Origin of the sequence: Paraburkholderia pallida, assembly GCF_004524855.1 — a bacterium.
Classification (GTDB): Bacteria; Pseudomonadota; Gammaproteobacteria; order Burkholderiales; family Burkholderiaceae; genus Paraburkholderia; species Paraburkholderia oxyphila.
The window spans coordinates 599,124-624,920 of the sequence record NZ_CP038149.1 but is presented as its reverse complement, the minus strand read 5'-3'; the positions used below and the strand labels follow the sequence as shown (position 1 = coordinate 624,920).

The window sequence follows — 25,797 nt, the reverse complement described above, 5'->3', positions numbered from 1 at the left end:
CCCGCGGCCGCCGGACAAATATAGACGAAAAATAAAAATAAAGTCTAGAATGGACAAAAATGTCTACTCACGGAGCACAGCATGTCCGACACGTCAGTTCCCCACGCAAGCGCCGCCGCGCCGTCGATTGCGCCGTTCATCGCCGACGGCGCGCAGGTGCGCGCGGCGCTCCCCGCCCTCGACGTGCGCGGCGTGCTCGCCGACATGTTCGCCGCGCTCGGCCGCGGCGAAGCCGTGCAGCCGCCGCAGACGCTCGCGCTGTTTCCGCGCGAGGCCGGCGACTTCATCACCTACCTGGGCGTGCTGGCCGATGCCGGCGTGTTCGGCGCGAAGCTCTCGCCGTACATCGCGGGCACCGGGGGCGCGAAGCCCATCGTCACGGCCTGGACCGCGCTGATGTCGATGCGCACCGGCCAGCCGCTCATGTGGTGCGATGCGGGGCTGCTCACGACCGAGCGCACGGCGGGCACCACGGCGCTCGCCGTCGACCAGCTCGCGCCGCGCGATGCACGCCGCCTCGCCGTGATCGGCGCGGGCGCGGTGGCGCTCGCGCACATCCGTCATGCCGCGCCGCTGCGCGCGTGGGAGAGCATTCGCGTCTATTCGCCGAAGCTCGCCGGCGATGCCGGGCGCGCCGCCAGCGTGCGTGCCGCCGACACGCGCGTGAGCCTCGCGGCAACGGCGCAAGAATGCGTCGCCGATGCCGACGTCGTCATGCTCTGCACCTCGTCGGGCAAGCCGGTGCTCGCGCTCGACGCGCTCACGAAGCCCGCGCTCATCACCTCGATCAGCACGAACGTCGCGCAGGCGCACGAGATCGATCCGGCCGCGCTGCCCACGCTCGACGTGTATTGCGACTATCGCCGCACCACGCCGCAAAGCGCCGGCGAGATGGTGCTGGCCGCGCGCGAGCACGGCTGGTCGCCGGAGGCGATCGTGGGCGATCTCGCCGAGCTCGCGAACGACGCCTGCCCGCGCCCCGGCTATACGCGCCATGTGTTCTTCCGCTCGATCGGGCTGGGCCTCGAAGACATCGCGATTGCGCATGCGCTCCATACGCATCTGCTGCAGATGCGCGAAGCGCCGGCGCGTGCGCACTAAGCACGCAGCAGGCGCAGTATCATCGACGTCCTCGTTGACAAAACTTCCGACGCCTCACGGCCCCCGGTCCGATGCAGAAAAAAGACTCCGCGAAGCCGCCCATCAAGCAGCCCGCCAAGCAGGCCATGAAGCAGGCCACGAAGCCGCCTGCGAACCCGCCCGCCAGCGCGAAGACGCCGCGCGAGCGGCTGCTCGAACGCTACGCGCACGTGGCGGACAGCATCACGACGCTGTTCTTCCCGTTCGCCGAAGTGGTGATCCACGATCTCTCGGACCAGACCGTGGCGTACCTCTCGAACAATCTCTCGAAGCGCGAGATCGGCGATGACGCCGCGCTGGAGGACGTCGAGGAGACCACGCGCAACAAGCTGCTGGGGCCCTACGAGAAGGTGAACTGGGACGGGCGGCGCATGCGCTGCGTAAGCACGGCGCTGTTCGACGACGACGGGCACGCGGCGGGCGTCATGTGCATCAACTTCAACATCGCGGCCTTCGACGACATGCAGGCGACGCTCGATCTGTTCCTGCGCGGCGCGGGCGTGATCGCGCAGCCCGAGGAGCTGTTCAGGGACGACTGGCAGGAGCGCATCAACACCTTCCTGCACGGCTGGCTGCGCGAGCGCCAGGTGGCGCTCAACTCGCTCACGCGCGAGCACCGGCGCGAGCTGGTGGAGGCGCTCCATGCCGAGGGCGCGTTCAAGGGCAAGAGCTCGGCGAACTACGTGGCGAAGGTGCTGGGCATGGGACGCGCGACGGTGTACAAGCATCTGCGCGAGCTGAAGGACGAGGGGCAGTAGCGCGCGGGGCGCGCCTGGTGCATCGGAGAGGCGGTCACACGGGGGGCAGACGCGCTGCGGTATCATCGCGATCCCTGCTCCCAGGCGTTCATCCGTCAATGAACCACCCGAACTATCCAGCGATCCTCGAAGAGATTCATCGCGACATCGCACCGTGGCGCACGGCGGGCCGCGTCGCCGACTACATCCCCGAACTCGCGAGGGTGCCCGCCGAGCGCTTCGGCATGGCGATCGTCACGCTCGACGGCAGCGTGTATTCGGTCGGCGATGCGTACGAGCGCTTTTCCATTCAGTCTATTTCGAAGCTCTTCGCCTGTACGCTCGCGTTCCAGTTGCTGGGCGACGCACTGTGGGAGCGCGTCGGCCGCGAGCCCTCGGGCACCGCGTTCAACTCGCTCGTCCAGCTCGAAACCGAACGCGGCAAGCCGCGCAATCCGTTCATCAACGCAGGGGCGCTCGTGGTCACCGACGTGCTGTGCCGACGCTTCGTCGGCGCCGAAACGGCGCTCGTGCAATTCGTGCGGCGCCTCACGGGCGCGGCCGATCTCGACTATGACCTGCGCGTCGCGCAGTCGGAACTCGCGCACGCCGAGCGCAACCGCGCCATGGCGCATTTCATCGCGAGCTTCGGCAACCTGGAGATGCCCGCCGATGCGGTAATCGACGCCTACTGCCGCCAGTGCGCGATCGAGATGAACTGCGTGGAGCTCGCCACCGCCGCCCTCTTTCTCGCCAACGGCGGCGTCGCGCCGGTCTCGGGCGAACGCGTCCTCGACGCGAGTTCCGCCAAGCGCCTGTCCGCGCTGATGCTGACCTGCGGCACCTATGACGCCGCGGGCGACTTCGTCTATCGCGTTGGGTTGCCGGCGAAAAGCGGCGTGGGCGGCGGCATCGTTGCCGTGCTGCCGGGGGAGATGGCGGTGTGCGTGTGGTCTCCAGGGCTCGACGCCAACGGCAACTCACTGGCTGGGGTCAAATCGCTGGAATGGTTGACCACACGGACGGGGCAGTCGATTTTTTGAGCGCGTGCGCGTACCCGATACGTCTGCGGGCGTCGCCCTGCCTGCTTCAACTCGAGCCGATCAGGATCTCAGCAGGTATCCGCAGTCCTTCATGCAAGCGACGAATCATTGCGAGACTCAGTTCGCGCCGGCCAGCCAATATTTCATACACCCGGTTTGGGCGCGGCCAGCCGGAAATGCTCCGCTTCGTAATGCTCAATCAGTAGCGAAAGAATCTCGAGACGGTCGCCGTCCTCCGTACCGGGCTCAGGATCGGCGTCGACCAGCGCAGCCACCACAGCGAGCGCGGCCTTGTAATCGTCCTCAGTGCGAACGGGGTGGATATCCATTCCAAGTACTCCATTTCCACGGTGCGAGCATCGATCCGGACATGTTATTTCGGCCAAGACTCTCTTACACTTTCGTGCAGCGCAAACCATGACCCAAACCATGCCTTTTGAAATCCGCCCCGAAACCCCCGCCGACATCCCCGCGATTCACGCGCTGACCGCAGCCGCCTTCCTGCACGCGCCGCACACGAGCCACACCGAGCAATACATCGTCGATGCGCTGCGCGCCGCCGGCGAGCTGGTCGTCTCGCTCGTGGCCGTGGACGGAGAGTCGCTCGTGGGGCACATCGCGATGTCACTCGTGGCGCTTTCGGACGGCACCACCGGCTGGTTCGGCCTTGGGCCGGTTTCGGTCGTGCCTGAGCGGCAAGGCCAGGGGATCGGCAGCCGGCTCGTCGAGCATGCGCTCGACGCCTTGCGCGCGCAGGGCGCGGCAGGCTGCGTGCTGCTCGGCGACCCGCTCTATTACCAGCGCTTTGGCTTCGCGCCCGAGCCCGCTCTGGTGCTGCCGGACGTTCCCGCCGAATATTTCCAGGCGCTCGCGCTGCGCGGCCCCGTGCCGGCGGCAACCGTGCGTTACAGCGAGGCGTTCGAGGCGCGCGCGTAGTCTCAACCCGGCGGACCAACACGGCGCATCAAAAACCGCTCTCGTCCCAGCGCGCGTCGCGCACCTGCACGATGCCGCCCTCCACGCGCACGGCGAACACCGCGACATCCTCATAAGCCGGCGGCGCGCGGACTCTGCCCGTACGAATGCAAAAGCGCGCGCCGTGCCGCGGGCACACCACTTCATCGCCCTCCACGGTCCCGCCGGTCAGGATGCCGCCGTCGTGCGTGCAAATGTCTTCGATCGCGTAGCAGGTGCCATCGAGATTGAACACCGCGACCTGCGCGCCCGCGACATTCACGCTGCGCACAGCGCCCGGCGGGAAATCGGCGTATGGCGCCACGTCCACCCAGTCGGCCATGTCAGAACATCCCCAATTCCAGACGGGCCGCTTCAGACATCCGGGCTCTCGTCCACGGCGGGTCCCACACCAGCTCCACCTTCGCCGCGCTCACGCCCGCCACGTCCAGGACGCAGTCCTCCACCGTTGCCGGAAACGACTGCGCAACGGGGCAACCGGGCGCGGTCAGCGTCATGCGGATCGTCACGTCCCCGCTTTCGTCGTCGACATCGAGTTCGTAGACGAGCCCCAGATCGTAGATGTTGACCGGTATCTCGGGGTCGTACACCGTGCGCAGCGCGTCGATCACGCGCGCTAGCAGGTCGCCGCCGCTACCCTGCGCATCGTCGCGTTCGTGCAGGTCATCTGTGTTCATCGTCATTCGCCTCGCTGCCTGTCACGCGGTTTGTCATGCCGCTCGCGTCATTCCGTGGACACCGGTTCGCCTTCGTCGCGCAAGGCCGCGCGCAGCGTGTGCCAGGCGAGCGTCGCGCACTTGATGCGCGCCGGGAACTCGCGCACGCCGGCCAGCACCGCGAGCTTGCCGAGTCCTGCCACGTCTGCGAGCGGCCGGTCGGCCGGGGCCGTCGCCATCGCGTGAAAGCGCTCGAACAGCGCCTCGACCTCGGCCTCGGTGCGGCCCTTGAGCGCCTCCGTCATCAACGAGGCCGATGCGGTCGCGATCGCGCAGCCGGCGCCCTCGAAGCCGACGTCCTTGACGATGCCGTCCTCGATGCGCAAATACAGCGTGATGCGGTCTCCGCACAGTGGGTTGTATCCCTCGGCCCGGCGGTTCGCGTCAGCGAGCGCATGGCAGTTCCGCGGCCGCCGGTAGTGGTCGAAAATCATTTCCTGGTACAACTCACGAAGGTCGCTCATAGGGGGAACAGCTCCTGCACGCGCGCGAGGCCTTCGACGAGCGCATCCACTTCGGCGCGCGTGTTATAGAGCGCGAACGACGCGCGCACCGTGGCCGGCACGCCATAGCGCGCCATGACCGGCATCGCGCAATGGTGGCCAGTGCGCACCGCCACGCCGCACTGATCGAGGATCGTGCCGATATCGTGGGCATGCGCGTGCGCCATCACGAACGATACGATCCCCACCTTCTCCTTTGCCGTGCCGATCATCCTCAAATGCGGCACCGCGCGCAGCGCATCGCTCGCATAGGCGAGCAAATCGGCCTCGTGCGCGAGCGCCACTTCCAGGCCAATTGCGCCCAGATAGTCGAGCGCCGCCGCCAGCCCCACCGCGCCCGCGATGTTCGGCGTGCCGGCCTCGAAGCGCCACGGAATCGCGTTGTACTCCGTCTTCTCGAATGTCACGGAGCGGATCATGTCGCCGCCCCCTTGCCAGGGAGGCATCGCCTCGAGCAGCTCGGTCTTCGCATAGAGCGCGCCGATTCCGGTCGGCCCGTAGACCTTGTGTCCGGAAAACGCGTAGAAGTCGCAATCGAGCGCGGTCACGTCGACGGGAAGATGCGCAATCGCCTGCGCGCCATCGATCAGCACCGGCACGCCGCGCGCGTGCGCGCGCTCGATCAGCCGCGCAATGGGGTTGATGGTCCCGAGCGCGTTCGACGCATGCGTGATCGCGACGATGCGCGTGCGCGGCCCCAGCATGCGCTCGTAGGCGTCGATGTCGAGTGCCCCGGCATCGTCGATCGGCACCACTTTGAGCTGCGCGCCCGTCTGCGCGCAGACCATCTGCCACGGCACGATATTCGAATGGTGCTCCATCGCGCTGATGAGGACCTCGTCGCCGGGCTGAATACGGGGCCGGACATAGCTCTGCGCCACCAGATTGATTGCCTCGGTGGTGCCGCGCACGTAAACGATCTCTTCGGCGCGGCCCGCGTGAATGAACCGCGCGATGCGCGCGCGGGCGCCTTCATACGCAGCAGTGGCGCGCTGCGAGAGCAGGTGCACGCCGCGATGGACGTTCGCGTTCATCTGCTCGTAGTACGCGCACTCCGCGGCGATCACAGACGCGGGCTTCTGCGTGGTCGCGCCGTTGTCCAGATACGCGAGCGGCAAGCCGTGCACGCGTTCGCGCAGAATCGGAAAGTCGCGCCGCCAGCGCGCCACCGCGCCTTCGTCTGGAATCCTTACCGGTTCGACAGGCTTCATGTGAGCCCCCGCAGGTATTCGCCGCCGGGCAGGCGCGCGAGCAGCAGTTGCGTGAGCCGCTTGCGCAGCGCGGCGCTTTCCACGCGGTCCACGCTCACGCGCGCGAACGCCCACACGAGCAAGGCCCGCGCCATGCGCTCCTCGAGGCCGCGCGAGCGCAGGTAGAACAGCGGGTTTTCGTCGAGCTGCCCGACGGTGGCGCCGTGCGTGCACTTCACGTCGTCGGCGTGAATTTCCAGCTGCGGCTTGGTGTCGATCTGCGCATCGCGCGAGAGCAGGAGATTGTCGTTGCCCTGATGCGCGTCGGTCTGCTGGGCGTCCGGATGTACGATCACGCGCGCGTCGAACACGCCGTGCGACGCGCCGTCGAGGACGCCGCGATAGTACTCGCGGCTCGTGCCGCGCGGCTGCTCGTGATCGACGCGCGTATGGTGGTCGACATGCTGCTTCGCGCCCACCAGATAGAGGCCGTTCAGATCGGCGCGCGCATCGGCCGCGTCGAGCCGCGTCGCGATCTGCGTGCGCGACAGCGCGCTGCCGAACGCGAACGAATGCGACGTGAAGTGGCTCGCCCGCTGCTGCGAGACGTCCACCTGGGCGATGTGAAACGCGCTGCGCGCCTCCTGCTGAATGCGGCAATGACGGACGTCGGCTTCGCTGTCCGCGACGATCTCGGTAGCGGCGTTGACGAAATAGGCCTCGTCGGCGATGCCCGCGAACTGCTCGACGATCGAACACCGCGCGCCCTGCTCCGCCAGCACCACGTTGAACGGATGCATCGCCAGGCCCGCTTCATCGGCGAAAAACAGCACGTGCAGCGGCGCGTCGATCGCGCATCCCGGCGGCAGCACGACCACATAGCCGTCGCTCAGAAACGCGCCGTTCAGCGCCGCGAAGCCGTCCTGCTGCTCGCGCCGGGCCATGACAGTGTGGAGCCGCTGGGGAATTTCGCGCATCGCCTGGCGCAGGCTGCCGACGAACGCGCCCTCGGGCAAATCGGCGAGCCGCGAGAGCTTCGGCGCATAGCGGCCGTTCACGAACACCAGCCGGTTCGCCACGTCATCGGGCACCAGATCGGTCACCAGACTCGCGATGCCGCCCAGGTCCGCGTGCGCGGGATGCGCGGGCGCGAAGTGCCAGCGCGGCTGCGCGATGGCCGTCACGTTGGTGTACTTCCACGCTTCGAGCTGCGTGCCCGGAAAACCCAGTATCTCGAACCGCTCGAACGCGTGGCGCCGGGCGCTGCGCAGCCACGGCAACTCGACGCCCGGCAGGGTCTTCACCGTCGTGCGAAAAGCGTCGCGGTAGTAGTCGCGCATCGACTCGCTCATTGCTGCTCCTCGCCGGACAAGCGTGCGCCGCTGCTAATGCGCGGCGCGCGGTCCGGGCCCTTCGTGTGCCTCGTCCTCTTCGCGTGTTTCGGCGCCGAGCCAGCCGTAGCCTTTGCGCTCCAGTTCCAGCGCAAGCTCATGCGTGCCCGAGCGCACGATGCGGCCCTGCGAGAGCACATGGACATGATCCGGCACGACGTAATCGAGCAGGCGCTGATAGTGCGTGACCAGCACGATCGCGCGATCCGCACTGCGCATCCGGTTGATGCCGCGCGCGACGACCTGCAGCGCATCGATGTCGAGCCCTGAATCGGTCTCGTCGAGAATGGCCAGGCGCGGCGCCAGCACGGACATCTGCAGCACCTCGTTGCGCTTTTTCTCGCCGCCCGAGAATCCCTCGTTGACGCCGCGCGAGAGCAGGTCCTCGCCGATCTCCATGTCCGCGAGCTTCTGCTTGACGAGCGCGAGGAAGTCCATGGCGTCCAGCTCCGGCTCGCCGCGCGCCTTGCGCTGGGCGTTGAGCGCGGCCTTCAGCAGATAGACGTTGCTGACGCCGGGAATCTCCACCGGATACTGAAACGCGAGAAAGACGCCTCTACGCGCGCGTTCGTCGGGTGCGAGCGCGAGCAGGTCGGCCCCGTCATAGTGCACGCTGCCGCCCGTCACGACGTACGGTTCGCGCCCGGTCAGCACGTGCGCGAGCGTGCTCTTGCCCGAGCCGTTCGGGCCCATGATCGCGTGCACCTCGCCGGCATTCACGCGCAGATCGACGCCGCGCAAGATCGGCTTGCCTTGCACGTCGACACTCAAATTGCGGATATCGAGCATCCTGTTTGCCTCGCTCAGCCCACGCTGCCTGACCGACACTACCCAACACTACCCGACGCTGCCTTCGAGGCTCACGCCGAGCAGCTTCTGTGCCTCCACGGCGAATTCCATGGGCAATTCCTTGAACACGTCCTTGCAAAAGCCGTTGACGATCATCGACACCGCGTCTTCTTCCGAAAGCCCGCGCTGCATGCAATAGAACAACTGGTCTTCGCCGATGCGCGATGTCGACGCCTCATGCTCGACCTTCGCGCTCGAATTCTTCACCTCGATATACGGGAACGTGAAAGCGCTGCAGCGCGCGCCGAGCAGCAGCGAATCGCAGCGGCTAAAGTTGCGCGCGTCCTGCGCCGAGCGGCCCATTTTCACGAGCCCGCGATAGGCGTTCCGGCCGCGGCCCGCGGAAATGCCCTTCGAAAGAATCGTGCTGCGTGTATTGCGCCCGAGATGAATCATCTTCGTGCCGGTGTCGGCTTGCTGGTAATGGTTCGTGAGCGCCACCGAGTAGAACTCGCCGACCGCGTTGTCGCCGCGCAGGATCACGCTCGGGTATTTCCACGTGATGGCCGAGCCGGTCTCGACCTGCGTCCACGAAATCCTCGAGTTGGCTTCGCGGCAGTCGCCGCGCTTCGTCACGAAGTTGTAGATGCCGCCGCGCCCCTGCTCGTCGCCCGGATACCAGTTCTGCACGGTCGAATAGCGGATCTGCGCGCCTTCGAGCGCGATGAGCTCCACCACGGCCGCGTGCAGCTGGTTCTCGTCGCGCATGGGCGCCGTGCAGCCTTCCAGATAGCTCACGTAGGCGCCCTTGTCGGCCACGATCAGCGTGCGCTCGAACTGCCCGGTGTTGCGCGCGTTGATGCGGAAGTACGTGGACAACTCCATCGGGCAGCGCACGCCCGGCGGGATGTAGCAGAACGACCCGTCGCTAAATACCGCGGAGTTCAGCGTGGCGAAGAAGTTGTCGGTGTACGGCACCACCGAGCCGAGATATTGCCGCACGAGGTCCGGATGCTCCTGCACCGCTTCCGAGAACGAGCAGAACACGATGCCGAGCTCGCCGAGCTGCTTGCGAAACGTCGTGGCGACCGACACGCTGTCGAACACCGCGTCCACGGCCACGCCGGCCAGCATCTCGCGTTCCTGCAGCGGCACGCCGAGTTTCTCGTAGGTGCGCAGCAGTTCCGGATCGACTTCGTCCAGGCTTTTTGGCCGGCCCTCCTGCGCACGCGGCGCCGAGTAGTACGCGATGCCCTGCCAGTCGATCGGCGGATGCTCGACCGTGGCCCAATGCGGCTCGCGCATCGTGAGCCAGTGCCGGTACGCGGCCAGCCGCCATTCGAGCATGAATTCCGGCTCGTGCTTCCTGGCCGAAATCAGCCGGACCACGTCTTCGGACAGCCCGCGCGGAAACGTGTCGGACTGCACGTCGGAGACGAATCCATGCTGGTATTTGCGCTGGACCCATTCGTCCACGCCGGCCGCATTCGTGCTCATCTGGACCTCCGCTTTCCGCGGCGGCGCCGAAACAGTCGACACCGCCCGAGCGCTGAAACCGCTCGCGAAGCCGCACGGCGCTATCGACCGGCGGCATCGATATTATTACGGTCTCCTTTTCACTCTCATCCACTATTGTAGAACCGCCCCCAAAACCCTGACGTACCCAGGGTCTCCGTGCGGTTGCGGTGGCGTACTCGTGGCTGTGCCGCAGGCGCCGAAGCGGCCCGACCACATGTCCGGAAATGGCGCACCTCGCGGGCGGCCAGGTTGTACGATGCTGCTCATGCTTACCGCCATCGACTCCCCAGAAAGCGACGCCTGTTATCTGGCGCTGAAGGCGCGCGATGCCCGCTTCGACGGCTCTTTTTTCGCGGCCGTCACCAGCACCGGCATCTATTGCCGCCCGGTGTGCCGCGTCAAGACACCGCGGCGCGAAAACTGCCGCTTCTTCCGTCATGCGGCGCAGGCCGAGGCGGCGGGTTTCAGGCCCTGCCTGCGTTGCCGCCCCGAACTGGCCCCGCGCGCGGCATCGTGGAGCACCGAGGACGCTTCACGCATCCTGGCCCTGCAGGCGGCGCGATTGATGGACGAACCCGATGCCTGGAAATACATGGCCCCCGCACTCCCCGCCCAAGGGCGGCCCGGCGGCGGCTTGATGACTCAAATCGCGCAACGGCTGGGCGTAAGCGACCGCCATTTGCGCCGCATCTTTGAAGCACACTTCGGAGTTTCGCCCCTCCAGTACCTGCAAACGCGGCGACTGCTGGCGGCCAAGCAACTGATCGCCGATACGCAACTGTCGATGGCCCAAGTGGCGCTGTCCAGCGGCTTTTCCAGCGTGCGGCGTTTCAATGGCGCCTTTTTGCGCCACTATGGGCTGAACCCCAGCGCGCTGCGTCGCGCCAGATCCGCGCCGGATGGACAAGGCGTGAGTGTGCGGCTGGGCTGGCGGCCGCCCTATGACGTGGAGGCGATGCTGGGCTTCTTGCGCCGGCGCGCCTTGCCCGGCGTGGAGCGGGTGGCGGATCGGGAATACACGCGCACGTTGCGCCTCATGCAAGGCGCGCAGGTCCACAGCGGCTGGTTGCGCGTGCGCTTCGACGAGGACCGCGCCCAGGCCGTGCTGACGATCAGCGACTCTCTGGCTGCGGCGCTGCCCACGCTGATCAATCGTGTGCGCGCCGCGCTCGACCTGGACGCCGATCCGATCGCCATCCACGACGCCCTGTACGCCGCCTTCCCGTCGAGCGACGGCGTGCGCGTGCCGGGCACGCTGGACGGTTTCGAGCTGGCCGTGCGCGCCGTGCTGGGCCAGCAGATCACCGTGGCCGCCGCGCGCACGCTTGGCGCGCGTCTGGTTGCGGCCTTCGGCGACACCATCGAGACGCCCGTCGCGGGCCTCGATCGTCTCTTCCCCCCCCCCCGCCGCCCTGGCCGCCGCCAGCGGCGATGCGCTGGGCCGGCTGGGCATCACGCGCCAGCGCCAGGCCGCGCTGCACGCCCTGGCCCATGCCGTGCTGACAGCCCGCATCGTCCTGCATCCCGGAGCGGACGTCGCGGCGGCCTGTGCTGACCTGCGCGCCCTGCCCGGCATTGGCGACTGGACCGCACAGTACATTGCCCTGCGCGCGCTGCGCTGGCCCGACGCCTTTCCGGCCGGTGATGTGGCGCTGCAAAAAGCCCTCGGCGTGACCAGCGCCCGCGCCGCAACACGCGCCGCCGAAGGTTGGCGGCCCTGGCGCGGCTATGCGGTACTACGCGTCTGGCATGCCGCCGATCACCCCATCCCAGCATGAAACACATCCTTATCGATACCTCTCTGGGCCGTGTGCGCCTGGCCGCCACCGAAATGGGCCTGGCCGGCCTGTGGTTCGAGGGCCAGAAACACAGCCCCGACACCACGGGCTGGCAATACGACCCTGACCATCCGGTGCTGCGCGAAGCCACCCAGCAGCTGCTTGCCTATTTCAGCGACCAGCGCCGCAGCTTCGACCTGCCGCTGGACCTGTCACGCGGCACGCCCTTTCAACAAGCGGTATGGAACGCCCTGTTGACCATCCCTCGCGGCACGACCGTCAGCTACGGGCATTTGAGTCAAACTATCGGCAAGCCCGCCGCCACGCGTGCCGTGGGCGCGACGGTGGGACGCAACCCGATCAGCGTGATCGTGCCCTGCCACCGCGTGCTCGGGGCCGACGGCAGCCTGACCGGCTTTGCGAGCGGGTTGGCGCGCAAACACGCCCTGCTGGTGCTGGAAGGCGCCCTCGCATGGCAGCGTCCACTACCTCTCGAGGGCGAGTTGCTGATTTGCTGAAATCAGATCAGCGGTACGGCGCCTGACAAAAGTCGGCCTCGCGCCAGCTCCGATCCATGGTTGGCGGAGACGATGACCAGCTGGACGAAGCCATGCGCCGGCGCAAAACGCAGGAACAGACTTTCGAGCACCCGCGCAAAGACGGCAAGAGACGAGCCGCTCAGCGCGCCCTCATCGATCGTGAGCCTCACGCGCAGCCCGCGAACCATGCCGGACTGGGGCAATTCCACGACCCACTCCATCGCCGTCTCCCGGGCCAGTCCAACGATGGCGCTCACCTGCTGACCTCCCGATTGGGCGTCCGCCGGCACATGATCCTCCAACAGCGACTTCAAGGCAGGCAGCCCGGACGGGTCGAGACTGAACGGACCGGTGGACAAATTTCGGAGGACGTTCCAGTAGCGATTGCGTGCACCAACGCGCGCGGTGCTGCCGGTTGGCTTGCAGACGAACGTGATTTTGTCCACAACGGATCTGTCCGGATAAACAAAATCGCCCTCGGGCGCGCCCCATTGCATGGACGCCGGCAAGTCACCATTGCTGCAGACGAGCATCGCGTCAATCTGCTCGTCGCGCGGTGGTTCGGCTCCCTCACCCCGCGAGTCAACGAAAGAGAGGACACGTGCCGGGCTGCCGGGCTGCGAATCGAAGGCATCGTCACGGGCGGCCAGCCAGTAAAGGACCGGCCTTCCGGTCGTGGCGCTGCCGAAGCTCGCATGATGCTCGAGCGAATGGTACGGCTTGATCTCTCTTGACGCCGCGCGGCTATCCCCGTCTCTCGTGAGGCGCACCGATTGCACTGCCCACACCGAGGCGGCCGCCGGATTAACCGTCTGGGGCACCAGCGGATAAGCCGGCAACGTCACGTCCTTCAGCGCGATCGGTTCCGCTGCGCAGGTGAAAAGGTTCACCACAGGCGTGCATCCCAACCTGAAGTTACGCGCTTCCAATTCCCTCAGCGAAGCGGCGGCCGCGCTATCGTGATGAAGCCCACAAACCGGCACATGGATGGTCAGGCGTCGTTTCACGCCCCGCCGGCCCGGAATCTGTCCAAGATGGAAGTCCAGGAAGTGAAACTTCTGCGGGTAGGCAAAATACTCGAGCAGCAACCGATACTCGGACCGGCCCCCGTCAGGTCGCGCGATCAAGGCATCGTCGTCGTCGAAGCCGACGCCTGACACGGGTACCGAATCAAGCGCGCTCCAGCGCCCGGTCGAATCGACTTCGATAAAGGCAGTCGTGGCCCTGTGGATCAGCGCGTCGATGATCGAAGCCGTGGCCATCCCGGACGCATCGACGAACAACCTCGCCGTCCCGGGCGCCGCGTCCGCGAATCCGATCGCTTCGGAACGAGCGGAGAAACTGATCGAGAAGACGCCACTCGCCCCCTGGGGAAGCTGCACGCTGGAGGGCACCGCGGACGGCAACCGATACACGGCTTCATCAACGCGCAGGGGCGAGAGCGTCACATCGTAGACGGTCCGAAACCCGTAGCTACCCCGGCGGGTCGTGAGGTCTGTGCCGCGCTTGATGACGGCCGGCTTCGTCAGACGGTCGACGGCCGCGCTCGACCCGAAGCACGCGATAGCGCAAGCGGGGAGCGGGCGCAGGAACTCGGGATACAGCACTTCGAGAAGCGCAGCGGTGAATTCCGGTATGTCGTCTTCGAGTCGATCCCGCACCCGGGCATTGAGCAACGCCGCGGCCTGAATCATCCGCTCGACGTGCATGTCCTCCGAGTGCTCGCCCGTCATGGACAAACGTCCGGCCGCACGCGGATGACGCGAGCCGAATTCGGACAGCCCGCGCCGCAATAGCAGCAGCTCCCGTTCAAAGCTGGTTTTCAGGTCCCGCACTCCCACCCCTGCCTTGTTCCGGTCGCGCCCGTGGTGAACTGATTGGCGAACACACACGCCTCACAGGCAAACAGGTCGCCCTCGCTTCTCAATACGGACTGCCATGACCCGCCATGGCGGTCGCCCAATCCAGCAAAAGGCCCCACACGCCGAGCGCAAATCCGGCGACGAACAACAACAGTCCCGCGCGCTTGCCCCTCATCAACCCTGCAGGAATGGACAGGACCAGGGATGCAACCAGCGGGTAGCGCAACCAGCCGTTCACCTCTGCGGCGAAATCGTCTCCCCATGAAGAGGACGCGAAAACCGGAATCAGGCACGCAATCAAAATACTCGCGAGGCAGAACCAGCCAAGCACAAGACAGAAAGTCCCCAGGCGATAAATGCGCGTTGTCTTCGCTTGAAGAACACTGTGTGAACTGTCGACCATAACCTATCCAAAATTCAAACCGCCCGAATGCTCGCGGTCACGTCAAGCCGGATGTCGGCACCGATGAAATCAGAGCGGCGCCGCACGATGTCTTGTGACCATCAAAGGCAACTGCACGTCCCTCGATCTGGACGTTCTCATCGCCTTCCACTATCACGCAGTGATCGTGCCCATCCATCGGACACGTACACCGGTCTCCCACGCAGGCTACCTCACGCCCCATGACGGTCGAGTTGTCCTGTCCGGTCACCACCCTGCCGCCGTGCGTCGTCGAGTCGCCGACCCGGATTACGCCTCGCATGCTCCCCTCCTTGATCGCGCTGCCGATGAAAGGCTACTTGCCCCAGAGCGGACTCACACTCGCGTTCTTTTCGTTCATGGCCTTGCTGGCCGCATCCGGCGGACTCACCATCACAATACTTGCCGAGTGGCCGTCGACCAGATTGACAGTCGCGCTCGTCTGTCCGTCCTCGTAGCCGGCAATCGTGGCAAGGCATAGCTGCACGAGCGCGGAACTCACGCCGGTGTCCCCAATGCGGCGGCCGATATCATAGCCGTCCTTCACGTCGCCGAGGTCGATACCCTGTGCATTGCCGTGCAGTGCCTGAGTAAGCGGGATGACCCACTGCCGGTCCAGCGTCGTGTCGTAGAACACGCGCGAAGGCTTCGTGCCATCGTGCAAGGTGCCCAGTGCCTGCTGCCAGCCTTGCTGCAGGCGCGCCACTTCCTCGGCACGCTTGAGCGGTTTGCCGTCGTCGCCGGTGAGTTTGACCTGTACCGGGCGATGCAGGTAGCCAAGCCTCGGCGCAACGTCAAACTGCTCGAGCTGCCAGTCGGTCCAGCGAACCGGCAGATAGGGACTCGGCTTGAAGTCGCCCGGCCCCTGATTGCCAATGTGTTGCCAGAGCTCCGGCAACTGGCTGATCCACCAGTCGGCCTTCATCGTTCCGACATGACGAATCGCCTTGTCTGCATCATCGCCAAACTGGTTATTTTTATCCCAGTAGAAATTCCACTGCTTGATCACGTCGTACTGGGTATCCCGCGTGTCGACCTCGCCAGGCACCTTCACCGCATAAGGGCGAACGCGCTGGTCCACGCGATCCGTACGGGCGACCAACAGGCCGCCCATGCTGTCGGGGATCGGCGGCACGGCTGCCTCACGCGGCTCGGGCGCCGTGCCGGGCGTCAGGCCCAAACGGTACTGCATACCGTCCCGGGACAGGATCAGCGCAGCCGGAACGTCCGGATGCTTGTCGAAAAAGTCGAACAGTTCGGCGATGGACGCCGCCGCGTTCGTCGTGTTGTGGTCGTCGAGCCACAAGAATTCCGTCGCACCCAGACCGGCTCCGTTGCGGCCGTCCACGATGCCGGCCGCGGCGCGGTTATACGCGTTGGGATTGAGCGTATTCGGCGGCCCAACAATGATCACCGGTACCGGCCAGTCATGCACCGCCTTGGCGGCGGCGTATCCGAACGCGGCATTGCTCGCCACATTCGAAAAAATTCTCCGCTCGTCGGGGCTGCTCCCGTAATCCTTCGGATCACGCGAGAGGAATGTCTCGTAGTTGTTCGCCTTCTCCTGAATGAACTTCCACACATTCGCCTGGTGTGTGCCCTTGACCACGAGGCCCACCGAGCGAATTTCGAGCGCATACTTTTCCCCGGTTCCCGCCAGGACCCGGGCCACTTCAGGATTCATGGACGGGTCGGCGACAGCGGCAGCGGGCGCAACAGCGGGAGCTGCAACGGCAGGCGATGGCTTCGCTCCACTGCTTGCGCCCGAGGCATTCATCATCCAGTGGCCGAAAAACGCGAACCCGCCCATGGCTACGATTGCCACCACGCCGTTGCGTATTCCTCTTCCCATATCGGGGTCCTGTAGTCCAGTGAGTTCCCAGTAATGATGGGAGCGAAAAAGTTGATAACCAACCCAGCTAATAGCGACGACGACCAGGACCAGCACATATGGCCAAAACTTGGGGCGGGACGGCGCCCGCAGAAGAGTATTCATCAGCGTAGCATCCGGTCACCGGTCGTTTCCTTATCCACCATCTTCGGTATCGTCGGCGAGACGATGGCAGCCGATGGGAACCTCCCGGTTGTGTAGTAGGTATTCGACGCCTCGATCAAATCTTTCGATTCCTGAGTGAGCCGCTCGTAGTACGTATTTTTCGAAATAACCTGCATCTGGCTATTGGTGATCTTCCAGTCTGCAATCGCGATCAGCAAGTCGCGCATAACAGGATCGTCGAGCGATTTTGCCTGCCCGATCGCGACGTCCATTGCCGCCACCCGGCGGATGTTATTGTCGTCGCGTAACATCGCCGAATGATAGGAGTTCTCGTCCCACGTCGAGCTGTCCTTTCCCAGACGCGCGCGCGCTTCGTTCGGCGTTTCCTCGCGAACAAACGGCGATAGTGCGCCGAGTCCATCGAGTTGTTGCACCCATGCGGTATGGTCTTCGGGATCTGTCGAGTGGCTGTTGAACCAGGCCTTGACGGCCTCGGCGCCCTGGATTCTCGCGTCCCTTGGCGCGTCCGTGACGGGTATGCCGGGTATTTTGGCATCGGGGTTGCCAATCAACGTGTCGCGGCCTACATAATCCGGCTGGTCTTTTCCCGGCTTCGTGGCATTGCCTCTCACCCCCTCGTCACCGAACATCTGGGGCGGATAGGGTGGCACAATCGCCTCGGCGTTGATCGTCCGGTTCTCCTGCGAGCCCATGAGCGAACCTTTCTTCAAACGCTCCGTGTAATCGGGCGACTTGCCAACAAGAGGCGATTTGCCATCTGCCATCCCGCCCCCCTTGCTCCAGACGCGCTGATAAAAGCGATATTTTTTCAGCTCCTGCATCGCCTTCAGGGTGTCGAAGTGAGTCTCCATGCCATCTCCGCCCGCCAGCAACGACAGGTAGTTCGGACTCTTTGGAAGCGCCTTCCAGTCTTCGGAGACGGTATCGGGCACGCCATAGGTACCGATACCCTGGATGTTCGGAATGGCGACCGTCGTGTCTTCGGGACAGAAGTACAGATACACCTTTCCGCGGTTATCGCGCTCTTCGAAGACGTGCGTCGACTGATCCACGCTGTCGATCCGGGTCGCCTTGCCCGGCGTCCAACCTTTACCCGCTCGCCCCGCGTGACGCTCGTTCAGATAGACAAGATCGGTGAGCTCTGGCGACGTATGGGGATTCTCCGTGACGGCCTTCACGATGTTGATCAGCGTATTGAGTTTGCCGGCCGTTGTATATTTTTTCGCCTGCGGTTGCGCAGCGGTTGCGAAGGCTGTCTCGCCAAGACTGTAGGGCGAGTCGACCATGATGACGCAATCCGCGCAACGGGCCTTGTCCTTGCTTTCGGCCAGCATGGCCTGGGCGAGCAGCGAGATGACCGTCCCCTGGCTGTGCGCCACGATGGTAACAGTCTCATTGGGATCGAACCGGCGGATTTCGCGGATCAGCATGGCAAGACGCACTGCGGCCAGCACGTAGTAGGTGCGATCCGGACTCGTCGAGCTGTACTGGAAATCGCTCATGCGCAGGGACGCCCCCCGGTTGCCCAGGCTTTGCTGGAAGCCCGGCCCGTACATCTCGGGAATGTTCGTCGTGGCGTTGTTGAACATGCCGCCGCCTTTCGCAAAATTTTTGTTCAAGCGGTTGCCGTAGGTGTCCTGGTACTGCCCTCTCAGCGTCGTGGGATGCTGCTCGCCGCCCTTGATATGTTTCGAGTCCGCGCGATAACCCCAATAGAAAGGGATCAGCATGCTGTGGGTCTGCTTGTCCCCTTCCGTTACGTCAGTTCGCTGGAACTGATACGTATCCGGGTCGTACTTGATACTCGCCCACTGATCGAAGTCTTTCTCGCCGCTTGTGTGCTTCGCGGCCTCATTGAACTGCAGCCCGTATGCTCCGGGCCACAGATCATCCCGGTCCAGTCGTTCCTTGAGCCCCGCGCATAGACCGGTCTCGACGTGCTGATAAGCCACGCCCGGGTCATTCACGCCATGCAGAAAAATCACCACACCCGGGAGGTCGCGGGGATGCTCGATGTTGCGCGGCCCCGAGCGGTTGGAATACGTGACAGCATTGCCGCGCTTGATCACACGGTCGGTATTTGTCGTTGCAGACATGTCGTTTACCTGTCGTTTTTCAACTGCCCTGTTTCAGGATGTCTATCTTGAGAATCCGCATGGCATCGTCCTTGACGACACTGGTCAGCCCGTTCGCATCGGTCTTCCCTTCGATCACGCTCCCGTCGTCGAGTGTGATCCGGTAGGGCTTGTGGGCCGCGGGCACCGTTTCGCCCGTCGCGTTGGCCGGGTAGTGCAGCCTGAATTGCTGATCGGTGGGCTGGTTGTTGAACGCCGATTTCGGCGCGCTCTGCGTTGAAGGGCCACCCCACTGATGCGAAGCCGACAACAGCTTGATGTCGCCGTTCGTGCCGAGCGTCACGCCCCCACCGAGCTTGATGTAGCTGCCGTCCTGCGCGACGAAGCGGATCGTGGGCGCGGTCACCAGCACCTCGTTTTCGTTCGTGCTGATCGTCACGCCCTTCTGCGCGTTCGCCGTCAGGGCATCGGCCTGGGCCTGCAGGAGCACCGGCCCTTCGCCGGAGACGGCCTGAATACCCGTGCCGCGCGCGAACAGTTGCATGCCCTGACCGGCCGTCGCATTCAGGCGCTGACCGCTCATCAACTGCACGTGCTGCTGGGCGACCTGATCGATGTTCTGCCCCGCGTAGGTCACATGCGTCCTTGGCGTCAGGTTCACCGATCCGGCCTGCGCACCGAGCGCCATCAATGCCTGCGATTCGCTGGTCGATGCGGTCGTGCTGCCTCCCGAACTTCCGGCGCCGGGCGACCAGTTTTTGAATGCGTCCGCAACGGCCGTCTGGCCTGTCACGTCGGCCGCCTGCCCGCCGTGCTGCCCGGCATAGTCGCCCAGCGCCTTGAAGAGGTCAGCACATTCGCCGAGCAACTGGATCAGCTCATTGCGATCCAGCTGGTTGCCGCTCGCCTGGGTCCGGGCATACGTCGTCAGCAAAATGCCTTGCGCGGCGCGCACGGCCGCAGCGGCATCCGTGCGCAACTCCGCGCCCTCCCCGCGATCCGCACCCTTGCCGTCGCTGCGCGGCTGAGTGAGATACCCGAGATTGAGCTGGGAATACGCATGTTCACTCGCGAGTTGCGCGCTGATCTGCGATGGCGTGTCATCCAGGCGGAGCTGGTTGTAACGCTGTCCCTGGATCTCCTTCGATCGCATGCCGGTCAGATAGCGGTTACCTGGCAACCCCCCGGTCCGGCTGAACGTAGCGGGCATGTTCTGCCCATTTGCAAACACGCCAGCGACATACATCCGGTCAGGGTCGCCGTTCATGAAATCGAGCAGCACCTCCATGCCGGCGCGGGGCAAGACGTGCTGTCCATAGTTTTCGCCTGCCCAGCCGCCGAGCACCCGCACTGCAGCGCTGTCGGCAGGGGTGCCGTTGGTGCCCGCACCGCTTGCGTGCGCATGGTCGGTCTCGTCAAGGCCCTGGATCTGCACGAAAATCCGTCCGTACTCGTCGCAATGCACTTCTTCGCCGTCGGGCACGACCACCACACCCGTGATCGGATACACGCGCGGCAAGTCGGCCCGGGGGTCATACATCGGCGTGAGCGGCGTGCCGCGCGGCACACCGGCAAACGTGTTTTCGTATCGACTCGGCTCCGAGTCGTGAATGGTCGCGGGACGCATGCGCGTCCCGACGGATGCCGGCGGCGAGTCGAACAACCACCGGCTTGCCGTGAACAGCGACTGGGCCCGCTCGTTCAGGTCCTTCGGAAGATTGTTTTCGCCACGGTGATGAAGCGAAGTCACGATCACGCGGCGATCAACGACTGGCAACTGGTCAAGCTCGGGGTGCCCCGTGACTGCCACCCAGGTGCCGACCCCAAGGTCACGAACACCACTTGCGCCGTCCATGCGCACGGCCTGCGCGTCATGCGCCATCAGCCGCGCCCGCCCAAGACGCTGGTTGTCGTCCGGCGAGTCCGCGATGTGCGGGGCGTCGATGCGTGCGTCCGAGAGCAGACGTGCCAGATCGTTTCCCGCAGCGCCCTGGTCAACGCGCGTTGGCCCCTGCAGCGTCTCCATCTGGCTGGGCTTGTAGTCCCAACTGACGCGGCGCACGGACCCCGCAACCAGCTGTCGGCCACTCGTGAGCAACGTGATTGAGTCGCTCATGCCGACGGTGGCGTCCGCGCGATAGGAGACTGTGCCCGCCGGCGCCTGCTCGAGCTTGATGACGTTGTCGAAGAGAACGAGCGTGTGAAACGGCTGCTCGCTCAGGTCCGAGGCGCCTTGCCCGCCGCCTGCCTTGACGAACCACGCGATGCCTTCCCGCCGGCACAGACGCCTGATGAAATCCGCGTCGGACTCGTCGAACTGAAGCGTCTGTTCACGGACCGGATATTTCGACGCATCAAGCCGCGACACGTCAATATCAAACGTTCCCGCGAGCGTGGTGCTTCTCGACCGCCATTCACGGACCAGCGTCTGGATAATATCCAGTGTGCTTTTTGTGCGAAAAATCCGCGTATTGACGCGACGTTCCAAAATCGATAGCGCGTCGCGAACCACCAGTTGATAGGTCGAGAGGGACCCGTCGGACTCGCCTTCATGCGCATCGGTGACGATCGCGCAGATTGACTGCAGCGTGCCTTTGTCGGTCACCAGCTGAATGGTCACTGGCTGGCCCAGAAAATTCTGGAGCGCAATCCCGTTAGCGGTTGAGAGGCAGGAAAGCCTGCCTTCTACACCTCCGCAGAGGTCCTCGCGAATGTCAAGCCGCTGCAGAAACAATAAACCCGAAAAATCGGCTTGAGAGGCGCGCCAGTATAGTCTGAACGGGCGTGTATCCTGCGACGGGAGGGCGCCGATAAATGCACGCTGAATGGCGGGAAAGTTCACGACCTGCTCCCCGGTAGGAATTGGGTGATATGCGTTTTCAATTGACTACGGTATTGCGGCCACGTGTCTGCGAAGCACTACGCGCGCATGAAGAAATCGCGCAGAAAATATCAGGCACTTAGTCTCCTGTCAAATCATCCGAAGCGACCGTCAAATAATCCGCATTTATTTCCGATTTATTGGCAACCGGCGAGATAAAGGAAAAATATTCCACCTGAAAACCTGTGTTTCTATGCAGCGTGCATTTTCCCGAGAAAGCCGGCGCAGCTTGCAAAAGCTACAGATCTCCCTCCCATCAGGCCGTACGTCTCGTCCTCACTTACGAGGCTGCCAGCACTTTTCGGCTAGCTCAACTGGGACACTGCCCAAATCGAATTTCGCAGGCGTGGCGACTTGCAAAACAGGCAAAACAGAAACATGGCCAATACGAAAATATTGACGGAATAAACACTAGAGCGACACCTAAACTGGACGCGGGTCGAATTGCAGCGAGCCAGGCAGGATGGGCCGGCGAAACAATCGATATGCGTCGCCGCACTTCGGGGGAATACGCATCGGATACGCTAGCGAATGGCCTTGATCTGCCTGATCACACCGTAAAGGCTATTTTGGCGTCATGCTTCGGAGCGTTGCGCAATTTGAACAGCCAGATACATCAACTTCCGAATCATCGGGGCATCGACCTTTGTATACCTTCGACGAAAACGTCAGGGTTGGCGTGTCGCCTGGTAACCGGTCGATGCGAACTGGTGAGCGATGGCAGCATCTCGAGCTGCTCAGGCCCTCCCCTGCTGATACGCCGCCCACACCGTGCGCTTCGCAATGCAGTACGGTTTCGTTAATTTCATGTCACTCATTCGCGGCTAGCAGGTTGGTAACCTTCGTGGACAGGGTAACGCCGCCTCTTCGCTCCACGCTCATTACAAGGGCTTCAACATTACTCCGGGAAGATCCGCCCCTTATTGCGGCATCGATACTCTTCCTCATGATGTCTGCCATTTGTCATTTCCCTTTCATCCGCAACAAGGTTTGCAGTTCCGTACCGAAGCGGCGGCGGTCGAATCGGTGCGCGCACACATGCAGGCCCTGCTTGCAAGCGTCGAATCCATGCCGCCTGGTGTCGAGCGCGATCGTGCGATCGTTGAGGACGCGGTACAGTTCACTTATGACTGGCCCGGCGTATCCACTCTCGCCAACCGCATTGCCGACAGCGAACCCGACGGAGATCCGCAACTGGTCGAGATTGGCCTGATCCTTTACGCCGCGCTCGGGATCGATCTCAAGAACGTGGACGTTGAGCGCGTCGTGCGCGTCACCAGCGCGTTTTCCGGACTCGGCATCGCGGCGTTGCAGGCTGTGCGTGCGGACATGAAGCGCGAATGGCGCGCTCACATCGTGCAGGCGGCCATGAACGCGCTCGGCCACGGCGCGCGTCGCGTCAGATGACTCGCGGCGAACTCACCTTTCCCGATTGAAACAATGAACGACAAACCCGGCGGCGTCATGCTGCCCACACGTATCGTCCCGTTTCCGGATTCGATCAGCCAAGCGGCGCAAACCGCATTGAGGCGCCTCGTGGATGAGCAAGGCGTTCCGCTGAACTCGCGCCACGTCATGCCCGCTCTTGAAGAATTCGACGCGTGGATGCAGGTCAAGGCGAGTGTCGACGCCCACTACGCCGCTGCGCTCGAACAACTCTCGGGACATTTGCGCGCTGGCGTGGAGACCATTCGGGTAGGCAGCGCGGTGATCCATATCGCGACACCCGTCGACCCACTCTCTGACGACTGCGCCTATATTGACCTGCACGGCGGGGCGCTGGTCTTCGGTGGGGGCGCCGCCTGCCGCGCTGGTGCACAGATGCAGGCGGACCGACTGCGTATTCGATGTTACGGCGTTGACTACCGCATGCCTCCCGAACACCCGTATCCCGCGGCGCTCGACGACTGCATGGCGGTCTGGTCACACGTGCTGGAGCGATACGCTCCGGAAAACGTCGTCATAGGCGGACGCTCGGCGGGCGGCAATCTCGCCGCGGCCATGACGCTGCGCGCCCGCGACGAGGGTTTGCCACTGCCCGCCGCACTCGTGCTGCTTTCGCCAGAAGTGGACCTGACCGAATCCGGTGACAGCTTCCAGACTAACCAGTGGATCGACGTCGTGCTGCCCGGCTCTCTCATGGCGAACAATCTCCTCTACGCCAAAGGGGCCGATCTGGCGCACCCATGGCTCTCACCACTATTCGGCGACTTCTCGAAGGGATTTCCTCCCACCTTCCTGCAAAGCGGCACCAGGGACCTCTTTCTCTCCAACACGGTGCGACTGCATCGTGCACTGCGCCGCGCACGCATTCCCGCGGAGCTTCATGTGTTCGAAGCCATGCCACATGGCGGCTTCATGGGCGCGCCCGAAGACCAGGAACTGAGCGAGGCGATCGAAAGCTTCGTGCACCAGCATTTGGGGGCATTGAGCTAATGACATGGCATAAGCTTCGGACGCGAGAGCCCACTGCGAACGTGTGGTCCATGCCGAAGATACGGTCCATTCGACCTGGCGTTCGCGCGCGCGGGCGCGCCTCCGAAAAGGCAGCGTTGCGGGCAAATCACCCGCTCGCAAATACCGCCCGCACCTCTCTCGCTCCCTTGGTGGCTTCGTCCCGCTGCCTCATTTTCGCAACGAATGACTGAACAATCTGGAAATTGGCGCTGGCTCACGCGTTCAGTGGTGAATCGATTCGACTCCGATCGTGCCGGAAACCGCTTGCGTGACCGCGAATTGCTTGATCAACAAACCCGCGCAAGCAACAAGACCTGCTACCGCCACTGCCGCGAATACACCCGCGAAGCCAAAGTGTCGACGCGTCAATTCAGCCACGAGGAATGAGCCGGCGATGCCACCGAATCGGCCGATGCCGAGCATCCACGCGACGCCCGTGCCGCGCCCCTCAGTCGGATAGAACGCCGCTGCAAGGGCGGGCATCGACGACTGCGCCGTATTCATCAAGACGCCAGCGAGGAAAACGACGAGAACCAGTGCGCCCATGTTGCCGGCCGCTTGCCCAATCGCGTAAACGCTCACAGCGGTCAGGGCATAGCACACCGCAACAACACGATTGGCATTGAACCGGTCCATCAATACGCCGCTCAGAACAGCTCCAACTCCGCCTAGCGGGAATAGCGCCGAGATGAGCGTTGCGCTTCTCGGCGTCAGTCCTGCGTCCTTCAGGAGAATCGGCATCCAGTTAATCGACGCGTAGAAAATCACCAGCCCCATGAAGTAGGCCAGCCAGAGCATCACCGAGCCGACGATATACGACCTCGAAAGGACCAGACCCAAGCCTTTGCTACCGGTGGACGGTGCTGTCTCGGTCAGGACGAAACGATCCGCCTCAAAGGCCGATTTGGAGATGCGGGCGAGCGCCGCCTGGATCCGGTCATGCGGACGCGCGGCGGCAACCATGAAGCGAACCGACTCAGGCATTTCGACAGCGATCAGGCCTGCGAGCACGAGCGGCGTGACACCCCCCAAAATCAGCACGCTGCGCCAACCAAAATGAGGAATCATCCATGCCGCGAGAAACCCGCCGAACGCGGCACCGAGCGGAAAACCGCAGAACATCAGATTGATGACCGTAGCGCGGCGGCGATCCGGACAGAATTCACCCATCAATGTCACTGCATTCGGCATTGCCGCTCCGAGTCCGAGGCCGGTGATGAAGCGCAGCGCAGTCAACTGCTGAGGAGTGGATGAGAATGCGGAGCCGAGGCAGGCAACGCCGAAAAGCGCCACGGCGGCAAGCAGCAACGAGCGACGCCCCAGGCGGTCCGAAAGGGGACCGGCACACAGCGAGCCGCATGCGAGACCAAAGAGCGCCGCACTCAGCACCGGCGCAAGGTCCGGCTTGGCGATGTGCCACTCGCCGAGGAGCGACGGCGCAATGAAGCCGATGGCAGCAGTGTCGAAACCGTCAAGCAGCACAATGACGAAACACATGAAGAATACGAGCCACTGGAACCTTCCGAACGGATGCTCGTTAATGAAAGTTTGTACATTGACTAGCGGCTTTCGACTCATCGACGGTCTCCCTTGCAATACGAAGGCATTAAGCACATCACCTGGCGATCGTTGTCCGGAATGCCCAAGCACCGCGGATTGTTCGCCTAAAGAACTCACGTTCCTTTAAGGAACAAATTCTCACGGCGGGTTGATAGACGTCAAATGAGTGAAACCACCGACACGGGGACATCCCAGCCGGCAAGGA

21 protein-coding genes and 2 pseudogenes are annotated in these 25,797 nt (G+C 63.9%); 8 read left to right on the top strand and 15 right to left on the bottom strand.

The window, feature by feature from the left end; translation table 11 throughout:
- Positions 1-81 precede the first annotated feature (81 nt).
- From E1956_RS18045 to E1956_RS18035, 3 genes are all read left to right on the top strand, one after another.
- On the top strand, positions 82-1,101 hold the full coding sequence (locus E1956_RS18045; RefSeq protein ID WP_134751560.1) for an ornithine cyclodeaminase family protein: 1,020 nt from the start codon (positions 82-84) through the stop codon (positions 1,099-1,101).
- A gap of 125 nt (positions 1,102-1,226) precedes the next feature.
- On the top strand, positions 1,227-1,898 hold the full coding sequence (locus E1956_RS18040; protein WP_232071821.1) for a helix-turn-helix transcriptional regulator: 672 nt from the start codon (positions 1,227-1,229) through the stop codon (positions 1,896-1,898).
- A 98-nt stretch (positions 1,899-1,996) separates the two neighbouring features.
- A complete protein-coding gene (locus E1956_RS18035; RefSeq protein WP_134751556.1) occupies positions 1,997-2,920 on the top strand; it encodes a glutaminase in 924 nt (307 codons plus the stop codon).
- A gap of 46 nt (positions 2,921-2,966) precedes the next feature.
- On the opposite strand, the pseudogene E1956_RS18030 reads toward E1956_RS18035, so the two are convergent.
- A pseudogene (locus tag E1956_RS18030) lies at positions 2,967-3,249 on the bottom strand (helix-turn-helix domain-containing protein).
- A gap of 100 nt (positions 3,250-3,349) precedes the next feature.
- Between E1956_RS18030 and E1956_RS18025 the strand changes: the two are divergent.
- Positions 3,350-3,856 carry a GNAT family N-acetyltransferase gene (locus tag E1956_RS18025; protein WP_134754561.1) on the top strand — a complete coding sequence of 169 codons (507 nt, stop codon included), beginning with the start codon at positions 3,350-3,352 and terminating at the stop codon, positions 3,854-3,856.
- 28 nt (positions 3,857-3,884) lie between these two features.
- Here the strand turns inward: E1956_RS18025 and E1956_RS18020 are convergent, their stop codons facing one another.
- The 7 genes from E1956_RS18020 to sufB are packed head-to-tail and all read right to left on the bottom strand — an operon-like array spanning position 3,885 to position 9,981.
- Positions 3,885-4,217, bottom strand: coding sequence for a non-heme iron oxygenase ferredoxin subunit (locus tag E1956_RS18020; protein ID WP_134751554.1), 333 nt, complete (start codon positions 4,215-4,217; stop codon positions 3,885-3,887).
- A gap of 1 nt (position 4,218) precedes the next feature.
- Entirely contained in the window at positions 4,219-4,572 is a 354-nt protein-coding gene (locus E1956_RS18015) for an SUF system Fe-S cluster assembly protein (RefSeq protein WP_134751552.1), read from the bottom strand.
- A gap of 47 nt (positions 4,573-4,619) precedes the next feature.
- Positions 4,620-5,075 (bottom strand): Fe-S cluster assembly sulfur transfer protein SufU, encoded by a 456-nt coding sequence (gene sufU, locus E1956_RS18010; RefSeq protein WP_028222042.1) that lies wholly within the window; start codon positions 5,073-5,075, stop codon positions 4,620-4,622.
- Positions 5,072-6,325: an aminotransferase class V-fold PLP-dependent enzyme gene (locus E1956_RS18005; RefSeq protein WP_134751550.1), complete on the bottom strand. Its 1,254-nt coding sequence runs from the start codon at positions 6,323-6,325 to the stop codon at positions 5,072-5,074. Before E1956_RS18005 ends, sufU begins: the two co-directional genes overlap by 4 nt.
- Complete coding sequence (gene sufD / locus E1956_RS18000; protein ID WP_134751548.1) at positions 6,322-7,656, bottom strand: Fe-S cluster assembly protein SufD; 1,335 nt, start codon at positions 7,654-7,656, stop codon at positions 6,322-6,324. Before sufD ends, E1956_RS18005 begins: the two co-directional genes overlap by 4 nt.
- A gap of 33 nt (positions 7,657-7,689) precedes the next feature.
- The gene (sufC, locus tag E1956_RS17995) at positions 7,690-8,484 is read right to left on the bottom strand and encodes a Fe-S cluster assembly ATPase SufC (protein ID WP_134751546.1); all 795 of its coding nucleotides are present in this window, start codon (positions 8,482-8,484) and stop codon (positions 7,690-7,692) included.
- A gap of 48 nt (positions 8,485-8,532) precedes the next feature.
- Positions 8,533-9,981 carry a Fe-S cluster assembly protein SufB gene (gene sufB, locus E1956_RS17990; RefSeq protein ID WP_134751544.1) on the bottom strand — a complete coding sequence of 483 codons (1,449 nt, stop codon included), beginning with the start codon at positions 9,979-9,981 and terminating at the stop codon, positions 8,533-8,535.
- 286 nt (positions 9,982-10,267) lie between these two features.
- On the opposite strand from sufB, the pseudogene E1956_RS17985 reads away from it, so the two are divergent.
- Both E1956_RS17985 and E1956_RS17980 read left to right on the top strand, forming a co-directional pair.
- A pseudogene (locus E1956_RS17985) lies at positions 10,268-11,780 on the top strand (DNA-3-methyladenine glycosylase 2 family protein).
- A complete protein-coding gene (locus E1956_RS17980) occupies positions 11,777-12,298 on the top strand; it encodes a methylated-DNA--[protein]-cysteine S-methyltransferase (protein ID WP_134751542.1) in 522 nt (173 codons plus the stop codon). Before E1956_RS17985 ends, E1956_RS17980 begins: the two are co-directional and overlap by 4 nt.
- 2 nt (positions 12,299-12,300) lie before the next feature.
- On the opposite strand, the gene tssF is transcribed toward E1956_RS17980, so the two are convergent.
- From tssF to E1956_RS17950, 6 genes are all read right to left on the bottom strand, one after another.
- Positions 12,301-14,154 (bottom strand): type VI secretion system baseplate subunit TssF, encoded by a 1,854-nt coding sequence (tssF, locus tag E1956_RS17975; protein ID WP_167760058.1) that lies wholly within the window; start codon positions 14,152-14,154, stop codon positions 12,301-12,303.
- An 88-nt stretch (positions 14,155-14,242) separates the two neighbouring features.
- Positions 14,243-14,584: a hypothetical protein gene (locus E1956_RS17970; RefSeq protein ID WP_134751538.1), complete on the bottom strand. Its 342-nt coding sequence runs from the start codon at positions 14,582-14,584 to the stop codon at positions 14,243-14,245.
- Positions 14,585-14,621: 37 nt separating this feature from the next.
- Positions 14,622-14,885: a PAAR domain-containing protein gene (locus E1956_RS17965; RefSeq protein ID WP_134751536.1), complete on the bottom strand. Its 264-nt coding sequence runs from the start codon at positions 14,883-14,885 to the stop codon at positions 14,622-14,624.
- Positions 14,886-14,918: 33 nt separating this feature from the next.
- On the bottom strand, positions 14,919-16,598 hold the full coding sequence (locus E1956_RS17960; protein ID WP_134751534.1) for a type VI lipase adapter Tla3 domain-containing protein: 1,680 nt from the start codon (positions 16,596-16,598) through the stop codon (positions 14,919-14,921).
- Positions 16,598-18,715, bottom strand: coding sequence for a T6SS effector phospholipase Tle3 domain-containing protein (locus E1956_RS17955; protein WP_134751532.1), 2,118 nt, complete (start codon positions 18,713-18,715; stop codon positions 16,598-16,600). The genes E1956_RS17960 and E1956_RS17955 overlap by 1 nt, the downstream gene beginning before the upstream one ends.
- Before the next feature lie 19 nt (positions 18,716-18,734).
- Positions 18,735-21,536 (bottom strand): type VI secretion system Vgr family protein, encoded by a 2,802-nt coding sequence (locus tag E1956_RS17950; RefSeq protein ID WP_134751530.1) that lies wholly within the window; start codon positions 21,534-21,536, stop codon positions 18,735-18,737.
- Between the two features lie 1,029 nt (positions 21,537-22,565).
- Here E1956_RS17950 and E1956_RS17945 point away from each other — a divergent pair.
- Together E1956_RS17945 and E1956_RS17940 are read left to right on the top strand one after the other, a co-directional pair.
- Positions 22,566-22,982, top strand: a complete 417-nt coding sequence (locus tag E1956_RS17945; protein ID WP_134751527.1) for a hypothetical protein — start codon at positions 22,566-22,568, stop codon at positions 22,980-22,982.
- Between the two features lie 33 nt (positions 22,983-23,015).
- The gene (locus E1956_RS17940; protein ID WP_134751524.1) at positions 23,016-24,011 is read left to right on the top strand and encodes an alpha/beta hydrolase fold domain-containing protein; all 996 of its coding nucleotides are present in this window, start codon (positions 23,016-23,018) and stop codon (positions 24,009-24,011) included.
- A 243-nt stretch (positions 24,012-24,254) separates the two neighbouring features.
- On the opposite strand, the gene E1956_RS17935 is transcribed toward E1956_RS17940, so the two are convergent.
- Positions 24,255-25,610 carry an MFS transporter gene (locus E1956_RS17935; protein ID WP_134751522.1) on the bottom strand — a complete coding sequence of 452 codons (1,356 nt, stop codon included), beginning with the start codon at positions 25,608-25,610 and terminating at the stop codon, positions 24,255-24,257.
- Positions 25,611-25,797: the final 187 nt, after the last annotated feature.